Source organism: Acinetobacter sp. UBA6571, assembly GCF_002434085.1.
Lineage (GTDB): Bacteria > Pseudomonadota > Gammaproteobacteria > Pseudomonadales > Moraxellaceae > Acinetobacter > Acinetobacter radioresistens.
The window spans coordinates 225,849-239,273 of the sequence record NZ_DJJJ01000035.1; the positions used below are offsets into that span (position 1 = coordinate 225,849).

Genomic DNA, 13,425 nt, shown 5'->3' on the forward strand with positions numbered 1-13,425 from the left:
AGGTGATTCCTCATGTCTCGTGTGGCTAAAGCCCCAGTAACTGTACCTAACGGTGTTACAGTTACTCAGAACGGCCGGCAGGTCGAAGTGAAAGGCACAAAAGGTAACTTGTCTTTCAACCTGCATGCGCTGGTCGAGCTAAAACAGGAAGAAGGTCAGCTTCATATTGCTCCAGTTAAAGAGTCGAAAGACGCTTGGATGCAAGCTGGTACTGCTCGCGCTGTGTTAAATAACCTTGTAAAAGGTGTTAACGAAGGCTTCGAACGCAAGTTGCAACTGATCGGTGTTGGTTATAAAGCTGCGGTTAAAGGTGACGTTGTCAACCTGAACCTTGGTTATTCTCACCCAATCGATTATTCCCTTCCTGAAGGCGTAACTGCAGAAACTCCTACTGCAACTGAAATCGTACTTAAATCTGCGAATAAACAGTTGTTAGGTCAGGTAGCTGCTGACATCCGTTCATATCGTCAACCTGAGCCGTATAAAGGTAAAGGTGTTCGTTATTCGGATGAAGTTGTACTTCGTAAAGAAGCTAAGAAGAAATAAGGCGCGAGGTTCTGATGAACGAAAAGAAACAATCCCGTTTGCGTCGTGCGAAAAGCACACGCTTGCACATTCGTGCATTGGGTGCGACTCGTTTGTGTGTAAACCGCACTCCGCGTCACATCTATGCTCAAGTTATCTCAGCAGATGGTGGCAAAGTTTTAGCGCAAGCTTCTACTTTAGATGCCTCTCTGCGTAGTGGTACTACCGGTAATGTTGAAGCAGCTACTAAAGTGGGTGCTTTAATCGCGGAACGAGCTAAAGCAGCTGGCGTTACTAAAGTTGCATTTGACCGTTCTGGTTTTAAATATCATGGTCGTATCAAAGCCTTGGCTGATGCTGCCCGTGAAGGCGGCTTGGAGTTCTAATCATGGCGAAAGTTGAACAAAACGAAGGTCTCGTTGAAAAGCTGGTTGCCGTTGATCGTGTAGCCAAGGTTGTTAAGGGTGGTCGTATCTTCTCTTTCACAGCATTAACTGTTGTGGGTGATGGTAATGGTCGTGTAGGTTTTGGTCGTGGTAAAGCACGTGAAGTTCCAGCTGCTATCTCTAAAGCACTTGAAGCTGCTCGTCGCAACATGATCACTATCGAACTTAACGATGGTACTCTGCAACACCCAGTTCGTGCTCGTCATGGCGCAAGCCGTGTATTTATGCAACCTGCATCAGAAGGTACTGGCGTAATTGCTGGTGGTTCTATGCGTGCTGTTCTTGAAGCAGCAGGCGTGCGTAATGTATTGACGAAATGCTATGGTTCTACTAACGCTGCAAACGTCGTAAATGCAACCTTTAACGGTTTGCGTGACATGACTACTCCTGAGAAAGTTGCTGCGAAACGTGGTCTATCAGTAGAACAAATTCAAGGGTAATCAGTCATGAAAACGATTAAAGTTACCCAGACTAAATCTTCATCGCACCGCTTGAAAAATCACAAGCTGAGCCTGAAAGGTTTAGGTCTGCGTCGTATTGGTCATACTGTAGAAGTGCAAGATACGCCTTCTAACCGTGGTATGATCAACCAAGTCTACTATATGGTTAGTGTAGAGGAATAAGCCATGACTCTGCGTTTAAATGAACTTGCACCTGCGGAAGGTGCTAAACGTGAAAACCGTCGTCTGGGCCGTGGTATCGGTTCTGGCGTTGGTAAGACCGGTGGCCGTGGTGTCAAGGGTCAAAAATCACGTAAGAGCGGTGGTGTACGTCCAGGTTTCGAAGGTGGTCAAACTGCACTTTACCGTCGTTTGCCTAAATTCGGCTTCACTAGCCAAATCGCTTTAAAAACTGCTGAAGTACGTTTGTCTGAACTTGCTAAAGTTGAAGGTGATATTGTTTCACTTGAAACTTTAAAAGCAGCGAATGTAGTACGTAAAGATATGTTGCGTGCTCGTGTCGTACTTTCTGGTGAAATTACTCGTGCTTTCACTGTACAAGGTGTTGCATTGACTGCCGGCGCTAAAGCAGCTATCGAAGCTGCTGGTGGCAAAGTCGAGGAGTAATCGCTAGTGTCTATGTCTCCTGGTTCTTCAAGTCATGTTAACATGATGAAAGGTCAACCTTTTCATGTGAAATACCGTGAAATTATTCGTCGAATGATGTTTCTGATCGGCGCATTGTTGGTCTTTCGGCTAGGAGCGCATATTCCAGTACCAGGCATTAATAATGCTGCGCTCGAAAACCTATTCAATGCAAACCAAGGTACGATCCTTGGTTTGTTTAATATGTTTTCAGGTGGGGCATTAGAGCGAATGTCTATCCTTGCGCTTGGAATCATGCCCTACATTTCTGCCTCGATTATTGTGCAGTTGATGTCAACCGTGATTCCAAGTCTTGAAGCCTTGAAAAAAGAAGGCGAGCAAGGTAAGCGTAAGATTAATCAGTACACACGGCAAGGTACGCTGTTGCTGGCTTTAGTGCAAGCAACCGGCATGTGTGCCGGCTTGATTGGTCAGGGGATTACCCTAACTTCAGGTTTGGCTTTTTATGTACCGGCTGTAACCTCTCTGGTTGCAGGGACCATGTTTTTGATGTGGCTTGGAGAACAGATTACCGAACGTGGTGTTGGTAATGGTATTTCCATGATTATTTTTGCAGGTATTGTAGCAGGTTTACCTAATCTGATTATGCAATCGCTTTCATCTGTAGATAGCGGCCAGACCAGCCTGATTGGCTTGGTCATTTTTGGCTTGTTATCACTTGGGGTGCTGGCGGCAATTGTATTTATCGAAAAGGCCCAACGCCGCATATCAGTAAACTATGCACAAAAACAGCAGGGCCGTCGTGTATTTACTGCTCAGCAAACCCACTTGCCATTAAAAATTAATATGGCAGGCGTTATTCCGGCAATTTTTGCCAGCTCTTTGCTGCTGTTTCCAGCAAGCTTGGGCCAGTGGGTAGGGAGTGCTGATCCAAATGCAGGGATGATCAAACGTGGTCTTCAAGACTTGGCTCTTGTATTATCGCCTGGACAGCCTTTGTATTTGGTGCTCTTTGGTGCGTTAATTATCTTTTTCTGCTATTTTTATACGGCACTTGTTTTTAGTCCAAAAGAAGTATCAGAAAACTTAAAACGCAGCGGAGCTTACGTGCCTGGTATTCGCCCAGGTGAGCAAACTGCTCGTTATTTAGATCATATTCTCAATCGTCTGACCTTCATCGGTGCGATGTATATTACAGTGATCTGCTTGATGCCGATGGTATTGCAAAGTTCATTTGGTATTCCGTTTTATTTAGGCGGAACCTCCCTGCTCATCGTGGTAGTGGTTGTCATGGACTTTATGGCCCAGCTTCAGGCTCATCTGACTTCGCATCAGTATGACAACCAGAGTTTAATGAGAAAAACGACTGCTCATCCTAAAGGATAAGCGCACTTAGAGGTTTCATCATGAAAGTACAAGCTTCTGTAAAGAAAATTTGTGGTAGCTGTAAAGTTATCCGTCGTAATGGGGTTATCCGCGTGATTTGCAGCGCTGAACCTCGTCATAAGCAGCGTCAAGGTTAATCTGATCAAGACCTGTTGATTTCAGTAGGCTAATTAGGTTAATATCCGCCCCTCAAGATTTTTGTGGGGCGGTTGATTATCTCTACTGCCTTTTTGGAGAAAGTGAATGGCTCGTATTGCCGGTGTAAACATTCCGGATAACAAGCATGCTGTTATCTCCCTCACGTATATCTTTGGTATCGGTCGCCACACTGCTAAGAATATCTTAGCTGCTGCAGGCATCACACCGACTGTCAAGATCCGTGAATTGGATGATGCTCAGCTTGATGCGATTCGTGCAGAAGTTGCCAAGGTTCCAACCGAAGGTGATTTACGTCGCGAAATTTCCATGAACATTAAACGTTTAATGGATTTAGGCTGCTACCGTGGTCTTCGTCATCGTCGTAGCTTGCCTGTCCGCGGTCAACGCACCAAAACTAACGCACGTACCCGTAAAGGTCCGCGCAAACCGATTAAAAAGTAAGATTTCTGGAAGCTAAAAGATGGCTAAAGATACTCGCACACGCAAGAAGGTCACTCGTACCGTCTCTGAAGGTGTTGCACACATTCACGCGTCTTTTAATAACACCATTGTGACTATTACCGATCGTCAAGGTAATGCACTGGCTTGGGCCACTTCAGGTGGACAAGGCTTCCGTGGATCACGTAAATCAACTCCGTTTGCTGCTCAGGTAGCTGCTGAAGTTGCTGGTAAAGCAGCTTTGGATTACGGTTTGAAAAACCTGGACGTCCTTGTAAAAGGTCCTGGTCCTGGTCGTGAGTCTGCGGTTCGTGCATTAGGTGCAGTGGGTTATAAGATTAATAGCATTACCGATGTGACGCCAATCCCTCACAACGGTTGTCGCCCACCTAAAAAACGTCGCGTGTAAGGAGAAACATTCATGGCTCGTTATATTGGTCCAAAATGCAAACTCTCTCGCCGCGAAGGGACAGACCTGCAACTTAAATCTGGCGTTAAACCTTTTGACGTCAAAACTAAAAAACATGCTAAAGCGCCTGGCCAACATGGGCAATCTCGCGCTAAGCAATCTGAGTACTCACTACAATTACGTGAAAAACAAAAAGTACGTCGTATGTACGGTGTGTTAGAGCGTCAATTTAGTAATTACTATAAAGAAGCTGCTCGTGTTAAGGGTGCAACTGGTGAGAACCTGTTGAAGCTGCTTGAAAGCCGCCTTGATAACGTTGTTTATCGCATGGGTTTTGGTTCTACACGTGCAGAAGCTCGTCAGCTTGTAAGTCACCGTAGCATTACTTTAAATGGCCGTCGTGTAAACATTGCTTCTATTCAAGTAAAAGCTGGTGATGTTATTGCGGTTCATGAAGGTGCTAAACAACAATTACGTATTAAAAGCGCAATTGAATTAGCTGCTCAACGTGGAATTCCAGCTTGGATTGAAGTTGATCATTCTAAGTTTGAAGGTACGTTTAAAGCTGCGCCGGATCGTTCTGATTTACCTGCTGAAATCAACGAAAGCTTGATTGTAGAATTGTATTCTAAATAATCCTTGAGGTAGCAATAATGACGCGTACTGCAAACGAGTTTCTAACTCCGCAAGCGATCAAGGTCGAAGCGGTAAGCGGGACCTCGGCAAAAGTGATTCTGGAACCTTTAGAGCGTGGCTTTGGTCATACTCTAGGTAATGCTTTACGTCGCATTCTATTGTCTTCTTTGCCTGGCGCTGCTGTGGTTGAAGTAGAGATAGAAGGTGTCGAGCACGAGTACAGTACTTTAGAAGGCTTGCAGCAGGACATCGTCGAGCTCTTGCTGAACCTAAAAGGATTGTCTATTAAGCTGTTCGATCAAAACGAAGCTTACTTAACATTAGAAAAACAAGGTCCAGGCGATATTACTGCTGCTGACCTGCGTTTACCTCATAATGTTGAGGTGGTTAACCCAGAGCATTTGATTGGTACACTAAGTGCTTCAGGCTCAATTAAAATGCGCTTGAAGGTTGCTCAAGGTCGTGGTTATGAGACTTCTGACTCACGTTTCCCGGAAGGTGAAACCCGTCCAGTCGGTCGTTTACAGTTAGATGCTTCTTATAGCCCGATTCAACGTGTGTCCTACACAGTGGAAAACGCTCGTGTAGAACAACGTACTGACCTTGACAAGCTGATCATTGATCTTGAAACCAACGGTACTGTTGATCCTGAAGAAGCAATCCGCAAAGCGGCAACAATCTTGCAACAGCAAATTGCAATTTTTGTTGATCTTCAGAAAGATCAGGCACCTGTGGCTCAAGAACCTCGCGAAGAAGTTGACCCAATTTTGCTTCGTCCAGTGGATGATCTAGAGCTAACTGTTCGTTCTGCTAACTGTTTGAAGGCAGAAAATATTTACTACATTGGTGATCTTGTTCAACGTACTGAGGTTGAGTTACTTAAAACTCCAAACCTAGGTAAAAAATCGTTGACTGAGATTAAAGATGTTTTGGCATCGAAAGGTTTACAACTCGGCATGCGTTTAGAGAACTGGCCACCGGCTAGTCTGCGTATGGACGATCGTTTTGCCTATCGTAGCCGTTAATTAAGTAGGACTATCACCATGCGTCATCGTAATAGTGGTGTGAAATTAGGCCGTACAAGCAGTCATCGTAAAGCGATGTTCCAAAACTTGGCTAATTCTTTGTTCGAACACGAGTTGATTAAAACAACTGTGCCTAAAGCAAAAGAGTTACGTCGTGTTGCTGAGCCTTTAATCACTTTAGCTAAAAACGATACTGTAGCAAACCGTCGTTTAGCGTTTGCTCGTACTCGTTCAGCAGCAACTGTTGGTAAGTTATTTACCGTTCTTGGCCCTCGTTACAAAGAACGTAACGGCGGTTATCTGCGTGTTCTTAAAGCTGGTTTCCGTGCAGGTGATGCTGCACCGATGGCTTATGTAGAGCTTGTAGATCGCGAAGTTCAAGCTTCTGCAGAATAATTTTTATTATTCAAAAAAGGGCCGGTTTTTAACCGGCCTTTTTTTATTGATTGTCTGGCCAAATGTAAAATTGTCCTCAACTGATAAGAAAAATAGATAAATTGCATAAACTTGACATTGCCTATTGTCAATTTTGTGTTTTAATAAAATAATCGTGTTCAACAAGGTTATAACAATAAAATGGATAAACACATTGATGTTCTAATTGTAGGAGCTGGTATTTCAGGCTTGGGCCTGGCTGCGCATCTTTCTAAAAACTGCCCCCAGCGCTCATTTGAAATTGTAGAAAGACGTGAAGGAATCGGGGGAACTTGGGATTTATTCCGCTATCCAGGTATCCGCTCCGATTCGGATATGTCGACTTTTGGTTATAATTTCAAACCATGGCGTAAGGCCAAAATTCTGGCAGATGGTGCCTCAATACGCCAGTATTTACATGAGGTTGTGGATGAATTTCACCTAGACAGGAAAATTCATTTTAAACACCGAGTAATTTCTGCGAATTATGATACGGCCCTTAAACTCTGGATAGTGGAAATCGAAGACCAGCAAGGTCAGAACCAGACTTGGTACGCTAATTTTCTACTCGGCTGTACCGGTTACTATAATTATGATGAAGGCTTTATGCCTGAGTACCCTGGACAACACCAGTTTAAAGGTACTTTGGTGCATCCCCAGCATTGGCCAGAAAAGCTGGACTATACTGGCAAGCGAGTCATTGTGATAGGTAGCGGTGCAACAGCTATTACTCTCGTACCCTCTATGGTGAAAGGGGGGGCGGCTCATGTAACCATGCTACAGCGTTCGCCTACCTATATTGCTTCAATTCCTTCTATTGATTTTGTTTATCAGAAAATGCGTGGTTTTCTTTCGGAAGAGATGGCTTATAAACTGACGCGTGCACGTAATATTGGTATGCAGCGTGCAGTCTATGCACTCTCACAGAAACAACCTAAACTGGTACGTAAGCTCCTTTTAAAATCGATCGAAATGCAGCTTAAAGGTAAAGTAGATATGAAACACTTTACTCCAAGCTATAACCCATGGGATCAACGCCTTTGTGTAGTGCCCGATGGTGACCTGTTTAAAGCTTTGCGTGAAGGTCATGCCAGTGTCGAGACTGACCATATTGAAAAATTTACTGAAACAGGAATCCAGTTAAAGTCAGGCAAGCATCTGGAAGCAGATATTATTATCTCTGCAACTGGTTTGCAGATCCAGATTATGGGTGGAATACAGGGAACTGTAGATGGTCAACCGATAGATACCTCAGAACATATGCTATACAACGGTATTCTGATCAGTGACGTACCTAATATGGCAATGATTATTGGTTATATTAATGCTTCTTGGACCTTAAAAGTCGATGTTGCGGCAGAGTATATCTGTCGACTACTTAATTATATGGATAAGCATCATTACGATGAAGTGATAGCGCCTACCGATCATAGTGAGATTGAACAGGATACTGTGATGGGTAGCCTGTCCGCAGGATATATTCGTCGCGCTGCCGATGTAATTCCAAAGCAGGGGAAACATGCACCTTGGCAAGTGACTAATAACTATCTGGCTGATCGTAAAGCCCTGAAACAGGCGGGTTTTGAAGATGGAATCTTGCAATTTACTAAACGTGATAAACAGCTAGAACGTAAACCTAAACTGGTTTCATAATCCCAATTAAAAAGGAGCTTTAAAGCTCCTTTTGTAGTATTAGAATTTAGACTTTATAATGTTCTGGAAATTAACTCTTTCATGATTTCATTGGTGCCGGCATAAATTCGGTTAGCGCGGTGATCAATATAAACACGTGCGATTGGATACTCCAGCATATAGCCATAACCACCATGCAGCTGTAAACATTCATCCACGACCTTTGAATACATATCAGAAAGCTTATATTTGGCTGCTGCTGCTGCATCAATACCTAATTGTGCCTCAAGTTGCAATTGCATACAGCGGTCCAGGTAGGTACGGCCCATGTCAATTTCTGTACGCAGTTCAGCGAGCTTAAATCGTGTATTTTGGAAAATTGCTATCGGTTTACTGAAAGCTTTGCGTTCTTTTGTATATTGTACCGTATGCGCAAATGCAGCTTCAGCACCAGCTTGGCAAATGATTGCTACCAGCATACGTTCCCATGCCAGCTCTTTCATGAGCATCATAAAGCCCATACCTTCCATGCCCAGCAGATTTTCTTTAGGTACCCGGACATTATCAAAAAATAGCTCACAAGTATCTTGGCCTTTCATACCAATCTTATTGAGCGGTTTACCTTTGCTAAAACCTGGACGGTCAGCCTCTACCATAATCAGAGACAGGTTTGCTGAACCTTTATCACTGTTCCCGGTTTTACAGACTACAATTGCCATATCGCAAAGATAACCATTGGTAATGAATATTTTCGAACCATTGATGACATATTCATCCCCATCCAGTATCGCCGAGGTACGTACTGCCTGAAGATCAGAACCAGTACCCGGTTCAGTCATGGCAATAGCAGTTACTACTTCGCCGGTAGCCATTTGTGGCAGCCAGTACTGTTTCTGCTTCTCATTACCAAAATTATTAATATAATTCGCTACAATATCAGAATGCAGAGAAAAACCGGTCGCTGAGTCACCCGCATAGGCCTGTTCTTCAATCAAAATCATACTATAAAGCCGGTCTACACCAGCGCCGCCATATTCTTCTGGCATGGTCGGGCAAAGCAGACCCAGAGCTCCAGCTTTATTCCATAAATCACGATCTACATGCTGCTGTTGCTCGTATCGTTCTGTATAAGGGATGACTTCCTTTTCATAAAATTTACGTACAGTCTCACGAAATGCATCATGATCAGAATTAAACAGATTTCTAGGTAACATGGGTGCAAGCGGACGAATAGCAGCAGATTGCATTTTTTGTTTTATCCTTGTGTGATATTTTCTTTTAAACCTAAACAGCCCGGCTTTTTTGTACAATAGGCCAAATGCTCAATCACCATCAAAAAATTGATGGTTTTCGCCATTTTATGGAAAAGCTGCAAATTTTAAGAGTGGATCAGTTAAACTATTCTGAAATTATTCACTTGGGGATAGAAAATGTCTGAAGAAATGACTTTGGAAGAACGTAAAGTAATTTACCGTGCACGCCGGGGACTAAAAGAAATTGATGTATATTTTGACCCTTATGTAAAACAATATTATTTACAAGCTGATGCGGAAGAAAAAGCCACCTTCGCCGAGCTCGTCGCACAGGAAGACCCTGATCTTCTAGACTGGTTTATGGAGGTTTCTGAACCCCCACGTCCGGAGATGAAACAGCTAATTATTAAACTTAAACATTATGTCCATGGTTAAGCAGTGTTTTAAGCTGAAACCTAGCCGCATGGCTATTATGGTTCAGCTTTCTTTACTACTCGGTTTGCTGATTTTGTTCTATTCACTACTACCGTTGGGGCTATGGCTAATCTGTTCTGTCATTGGTTTGATAAGTTATAGCTTATTTTTAAAAATGCCGCGTCCTGTACGCTTTGAATATCTAGATGCTGAAGAATGGACTCTTCAGTTCTCTAAAGCCAAACACTTAGATCGTGTTGTGATTCGAAAGATAATTGATCATCAACTTTATATTGTAATTTATTTTCAGAAAAATCAGGTTAAACCCTTGGTTATCTGGAGTGATCAATTGTCTCTTGTATACTGGAAAAAATTAAAAATATTAGCCAAGCTGTATTAATAATATTAAAATATTGTTTTAATTTACTTTTTTGTTTATGTAAATTATTTATTAATCCCATTATTAGGTGAGTTGCTGTTTATCGAATAAATTATAAAAATTTTAACTTGTCTGACAATTCTTCATGTCTAGTTGTTAAATATAGGTTAAATTGATTCACAAGTAGTTTTTAATATCTTTCATTTTTAGATAACACTAGATTAAAACGCTGCATCAAATTTAAAAAATTACAAATGAATTTGAATGTAGGGTTTGCACTGAATATGTCCAGTTAATAAGTAGCATGTGCTGAACCGTCGCAATGCTACTTTTTTTTGCCTAAATTTTTTAAATTTCCTGATTCAGGTCATATTTAATCGTACTTTTTACTGGCACAGTTGCAGTGAAAATTAGAGTAATTACTCTTCTCTTCAGATTTTGCATCTGATATGTTGAGCTAACTCATGGATATAACAAAATTAAAAAGAGGACAGGAAGAATGTTAAACGTCCAAAAAATTGGCCAAGGCATGGCACTCGCAGTAATGGCAAGTTCTTTATTTACCGGATGTTCTTATGCAGTAAAGTCTGGGACAAATCTGGCCTTGGGCTTTAGTGAGCGGCACATTGTGCCCCCAATACTGGCTATGAATGATTCGGATATGGTCTGTAATTCTGGTAATGCTTTAACACCTGCAATTATGGCGACTAAAGATATGGGGGGAGATCCTACCCGCATAGCTGTGTTGCTCTACACGGCTTCTGGCATGTGTGCGGAAAATCAGGCACTTGAAGCCGAGTTGCGTTATTTGCGTGCATCAAAAAGTGGTAACGTGACCGAAGCACAGGATGCCCGGATTGAGCAAAAACGCTGGGCTGCAACTGCTGCACAGCGCCAGTATACAGCGTATCAACTATTTGCAGAGCGCTGGGAAGCAAAACATAAAGCTACTCTCGGTGACTCATGTCCGACCATGCGTAGTGACCTAGACCAGACTGTGTATTTGCTGGGAATGATCAGCGGCTTGCAAGCCATGACTAATGATATTAATTCGGGGGGTGAAGCCAATGTACCTAAAGATATCGCTGCAATTGTAGAGCGCGGCATGACTTGTCTGGATAATAACAAGTTCTGGGGCGCTCCGCAGGCGACCCGCGCCGTGATCTGGACTCTGTTGCCTGGTTCAGGTGATGGTAAACCCGACCCGTATCAAACCTTAAAACAATCGGTGCAAATTGGAGAGCAAAAAGGCGTGCGCATGTCACATGCATTATATGCAGTCGCAGCACAGGCATCAGGTGATGATAATAAAATCCGTGAAGCATTACGTACTTATCATGCCTCACTTGCTGAAGACAAACCGGTCAATCCGGATTACCGTTTAATCGATACGATGGCAGGAATGATGGTTCGCGGCATTTCTGATCGTTACTGGACTGAGAATACCGGAGTACGTACTGCTGAAGGCGGGATGAGCAGTTTCTGGGATGAGCAGCAATCTGGTAATGAACTAGAGGACCTGTTTGAAGGAGGAGATACAAATGGCGTGGAGGACTCTAGCGATATAGAAGCCGAAGCATCAGATACCCCAAACGAAACTAAACAGGGCAATTAAAAGTTCAGAAAGGGCAGAACATGATGTTAGCATAATCTGGATTTACCTATATTTGAACATGGTGAGTATAAGGGCATATGACTATAAACGACTGGAATTTAATTAAGAAGCTAGTTTTTATAGCAAGCTGTGCCTCAATTTCAGCCTGTTTACAGGTATATGCGGATTATTTTATTTATTGGCGTGATCTTGTATTTAGAGAGCCGTGGCGTTTATGGTCTGCCCACTGGGTTCATGTAGGCTGGATACACTATTTACTGAACATGCTGGCATTCTCTTGTCTGCCTTTTATTTTTCCCTATATTCGTATTCGCAATTTCTTTTTCTTGCTGATTGTTTTGGCTCCACTCATCAGCCTGAGTTTTTATTATATTTTACCCTCAGTTGAAGCCTATGCAGGTCTATCCGGTGTCTTGCATGGGTTATATGTAGCAGGCGCAGTCATCTATAGCCAGTATAAAAGAGAGCGTAAATTTGCATTATTAGTGTTCAGTCTGATACTGGCCAAACTACTTTGGGAAAATACAATAGGTCAGCAGGGAACAGCAGAGCTAATTGGCAGTCCCGTACTGGTTGAAGCTCATCTGCTAGGCGTATTCTGGGGCACTATATTGGCCTTAATTGCTCTGGTATACCGCAGGGGGAAAATTAAAATAGGCACGGCAATTTAGAAAAAGAGCAAGGATCGTATTTAACTACTTTTTACAGTTTCATCATAAATAGCGTAACCGTAGTGTGGATAAGGATATATCCACATTAAAGAAATAAAAAAAGAATTTTATGCCCAAGCATTGCTGAAGCATAAACACAGGATAAAAGTGGAAAGAACATGCAACCAACACAAAAACAAACTGGCTTGGGTCGCCTAAGCTATATCTGGACAGAGTGGATTTCCACTTTTGTTATTCTTGTTTTGTTACTGCTTACACTGGTGATTGGGACCGGTGAAATGATTCATGGTCAACTACTACGGATGGGAGAACGTCTGTATGGCGATCCTGCAAGTGGAATGCAATATTCGTTTTTACGGGCTGAACCAGAAAAGCCAACCTGTGAACGTCATCCTGATATTGATGCACAGGTACAAAAACAGATGCAGGCCAATGCGGCAGATGAGTTCGCTGATATTTTCGGCACCGCTTCAGAAGCTGATGTTAGAGCTTCGATCTTGGCAGGGCAGCAACTCTGTGAAGAAAAATATCAGTTCCATGATCGGGCAGTTACCTATATTGATGACCACAGTACCCTCAGAACATATCGGGCTGTCGAAACTTCATTTTTCGGAGTTTTTCAATTTGGAACCGAAAACCGTGCTCTAATTTTAGTTATTATGGTGGTATTTTCTGCCATCAGCGCGACTTTAAAAACCCATCATATTGGTTTGCGGAGCCCCGCTACTCGAATTGACTATAAAGTATATTCGGTCTTCATGCTGGCGGCGAATCTTTTACTCACTTCATCTGCTTTAAGCCAATATCATTCAATGATGAATGCCGGAGTTGAAATTGGCCGGGAAATCCAGATTATTTATGGGCTGTGGATTACCCTGTTTGGTATATTAAGTCTAATCAGTTTGTTCTATCTGTTTAAGCCTCCTAATCCGTCACGTGAAGGCGGCAGCTTAGGTCTGGCATTTCTAAGTGTGCCT

Annotated in this window: 18 protein-coding genes and 1 pseudogene; 18 read left to right on the forward strand and 1 reads right to left on the reverse strand. The window is 42.8% G+C overall.

Features of this window, described 5'->3' with window-relative positions; genetic code table 11:
- The first annotated feature begins 12 nt into the window (after positions 1-12).
- The 13 genes from rplF to B3X18_RS07470 all read left to right on the forward strand — a co-directional run bounded on the left by rplF (position 13) and on the right by B3X18_RS07470 (position 8,137).
- Entirely contained in the window at positions 13-546 is a 534-nt protein-coding gene (gene rplF, locus B3X18_RS07410) for a 50S ribosomal protein L6 (protein ID WP_005018353.1), read from the forward strand.
- Between the two features lie 14 nt (positions 547-560).
- On the forward strand, positions 561-911 hold the full coding sequence (gene rplR / locus B3X18_RS07415; protein ID WP_005018355.1) for a 50S ribosomal protein L18: 351 nt from the start codon (positions 561-563) through the stop codon (positions 909-911).
- 2 nt (positions 912-913) lie between these two features.
- The gene (gene rpsE / locus B3X18_RS07420) at positions 914-1,411 is read left to right on the forward strand and encodes a 30S ribosomal protein S5 (RefSeq protein WP_005018357.1); all 498 of its coding nucleotides are present in this window, start codon (positions 914-916) and stop codon (positions 1,409-1,411) included.
- Between the two features lie 6 nt (positions 1,412-1,417).
- Positions 1,418-1,594, forward strand: a complete 177-nt coding sequence (gene rpmD / locus B3X18_RS07425) for a 50S ribosomal protein L30 (RefSeq protein ID WP_005012961.1) — start codon at positions 1,418-1,420, stop codon at positions 1,592-1,594.
- Between the two features lie 3 nt (positions 1,595-1,597).
- Entirely contained in the window at positions 1,598-2,038 is a 441-nt protein-coding gene (gene rplO, locus B3X18_RS07430) for a 50S ribosomal protein L15 (protein WP_005018359.1), read from the forward strand.
- A gap of 45 nt (positions 2,039-2,083) precedes the next feature.
- Positions 2,084-3,403, forward strand: coding sequence for a preprotein translocase subunit SecY (gene secY / locus B3X18_RS07435; protein ID WP_171053907.1), 1,320 nt, complete (start codon positions 2,084-2,086; stop codon positions 3,401-3,403).
- A gap of 20 nt (positions 3,404-3,423) precedes the next feature.
- A complete protein-coding gene (gene rpmJ / locus B3X18_RS07440; RefSeq protein ID WP_000867907.1) occupies positions 3,424-3,540 on the forward strand; it encodes a 50S ribosomal protein L36 in 117 nt (38 codons plus the stop codon).
- 106 nt (positions 3,541-3,646) lie between these two features.
- Positions 3,647-4,003: a 30S ribosomal protein S13 gene (rpsM, locus tag B3X18_RS07445; RefSeq protein WP_005018362.1), complete on the forward strand. Its 357-nt coding sequence runs from the start codon at positions 3,647-3,649 to the stop codon at positions 4,001-4,003.
- Between the two features lie 19 nt (positions 4,004-4,022).
- The gene (rpsK, locus tag B3X18_RS07450) at positions 4,023-4,409 is read left to right on the forward strand and encodes a 30S ribosomal protein S11 (RefSeq protein ID WP_001040166.1); all 387 of its coding nucleotides are present in this window, start codon (positions 4,023-4,025) and stop codon (positions 4,407-4,409) included.
- Between the two features lie 12 nt (positions 4,410-4,421).
- Positions 4,422-5,045, forward strand: coding sequence for a 30S ribosomal protein S4 (rpsD, locus tag B3X18_RS07455; RefSeq protein WP_005018363.1), 624 nt, complete (start codon positions 4,422-4,424; stop codon positions 5,043-5,045).
- Between the two features lie 17 nt (positions 5,046-5,062).
- A complete protein-coding gene (locus B3X18_RS07460; RefSeq protein ID WP_005018365.1) occupies positions 5,063-6,070 on the forward strand; it encodes a DNA-directed RNA polymerase subunit alpha in 1,008 nt (335 codons plus the stop codon).
- A gap of 18 nt (positions 6,071-6,088) precedes the next feature.
- Positions 6,089-6,466: a 50S ribosomal protein L17 gene (rplQ, locus tag B3X18_RS07465; RefSeq protein ID WP_005018373.1), complete on the forward strand. Its 378-nt coding sequence runs from the start codon at positions 6,089-6,091 to the stop codon at positions 6,464-6,466.
- Positions 6,467-6,646: 180 nt separating this feature from the next.
- Positions 6,647-8,137: a flavin-containing monooxygenase gene (locus B3X18_RS07470; protein ID WP_005407281.1), complete on the forward strand. Its 1,491-nt coding sequence runs from the start codon at positions 6,647-6,649 to the stop codon at positions 8,135-8,137.
- A 53-nt stretch (positions 8,138-8,190) separates the two neighbouring features.
- Here the strand turns inward: B3X18_RS07470 and B3X18_RS07475 are convergent, their stop codons facing one another.
- Positions 8,191-9,363 (reverse strand): acyl-CoA dehydrogenase family protein, encoded by a 1,173-nt coding sequence (locus tag B3X18_RS07475; RefSeq protein ID WP_286935263.1) that lies wholly within the window; start codon positions 9,361-9,363, stop codon positions 8,191-8,193.
- A gap of 183 nt (positions 9,364-9,546) precedes the next feature.
- On the opposite strand from B3X18_RS07475, the gene B3X18_RS07480 reads away from it, so the two are divergent.
- The 5 genes and pseudogenes from B3X18_RS07480 to B3X18_RS07500 form a co-directional block, all read left to right on the forward strand.
- On the forward strand, positions 9,547-9,804 hold the full coding sequence (locus B3X18_RS07480) for a succinate dehydrogenase assembly factor 2 (RefSeq protein ID WP_005018377.1): 258 nt from the start codon (positions 9,547-9,549) through the stop codon (positions 9,802-9,804).
- Positions 9,797-10,183 (forward strand): hypothetical protein, encoded by a 387-nt coding sequence (locus tag B3X18_RS07485; protein ID WP_034429194.1) that lies wholly within the window; start codon positions 9,797-9,799, stop codon positions 10,181-10,183. Before B3X18_RS07480 ends, B3X18_RS07485 begins: the two co-directional genes overlap by 8 nt.
- A gap of 478 nt (positions 10,184-10,661) precedes the next feature.
- Positions 10,662-11,777: a hypothetical protein gene (locus B3X18_RS07490; protein WP_005407233.1), complete on the forward strand. Its 1,116-nt coding sequence runs from the start codon at positions 10,662-10,664 to the stop codon at positions 11,775-11,777.
- A gap of 77 nt (positions 11,778-11,854) precedes the next feature.
- Entirely contained in the window at positions 11,855-12,448 is a 594-nt protein-coding gene (gene rrtA / locus B3X18_RS07495) for a rhombosortase (RefSeq protein ID WP_034669923.1), read from the forward strand.
- Between the two features lie 158 nt (positions 12,449-12,606).
- Positions 12,607-13,425: pseudogene (locus B3X18_RS07500) on the forward strand (hypothetical protein); the annotation flags it as partial.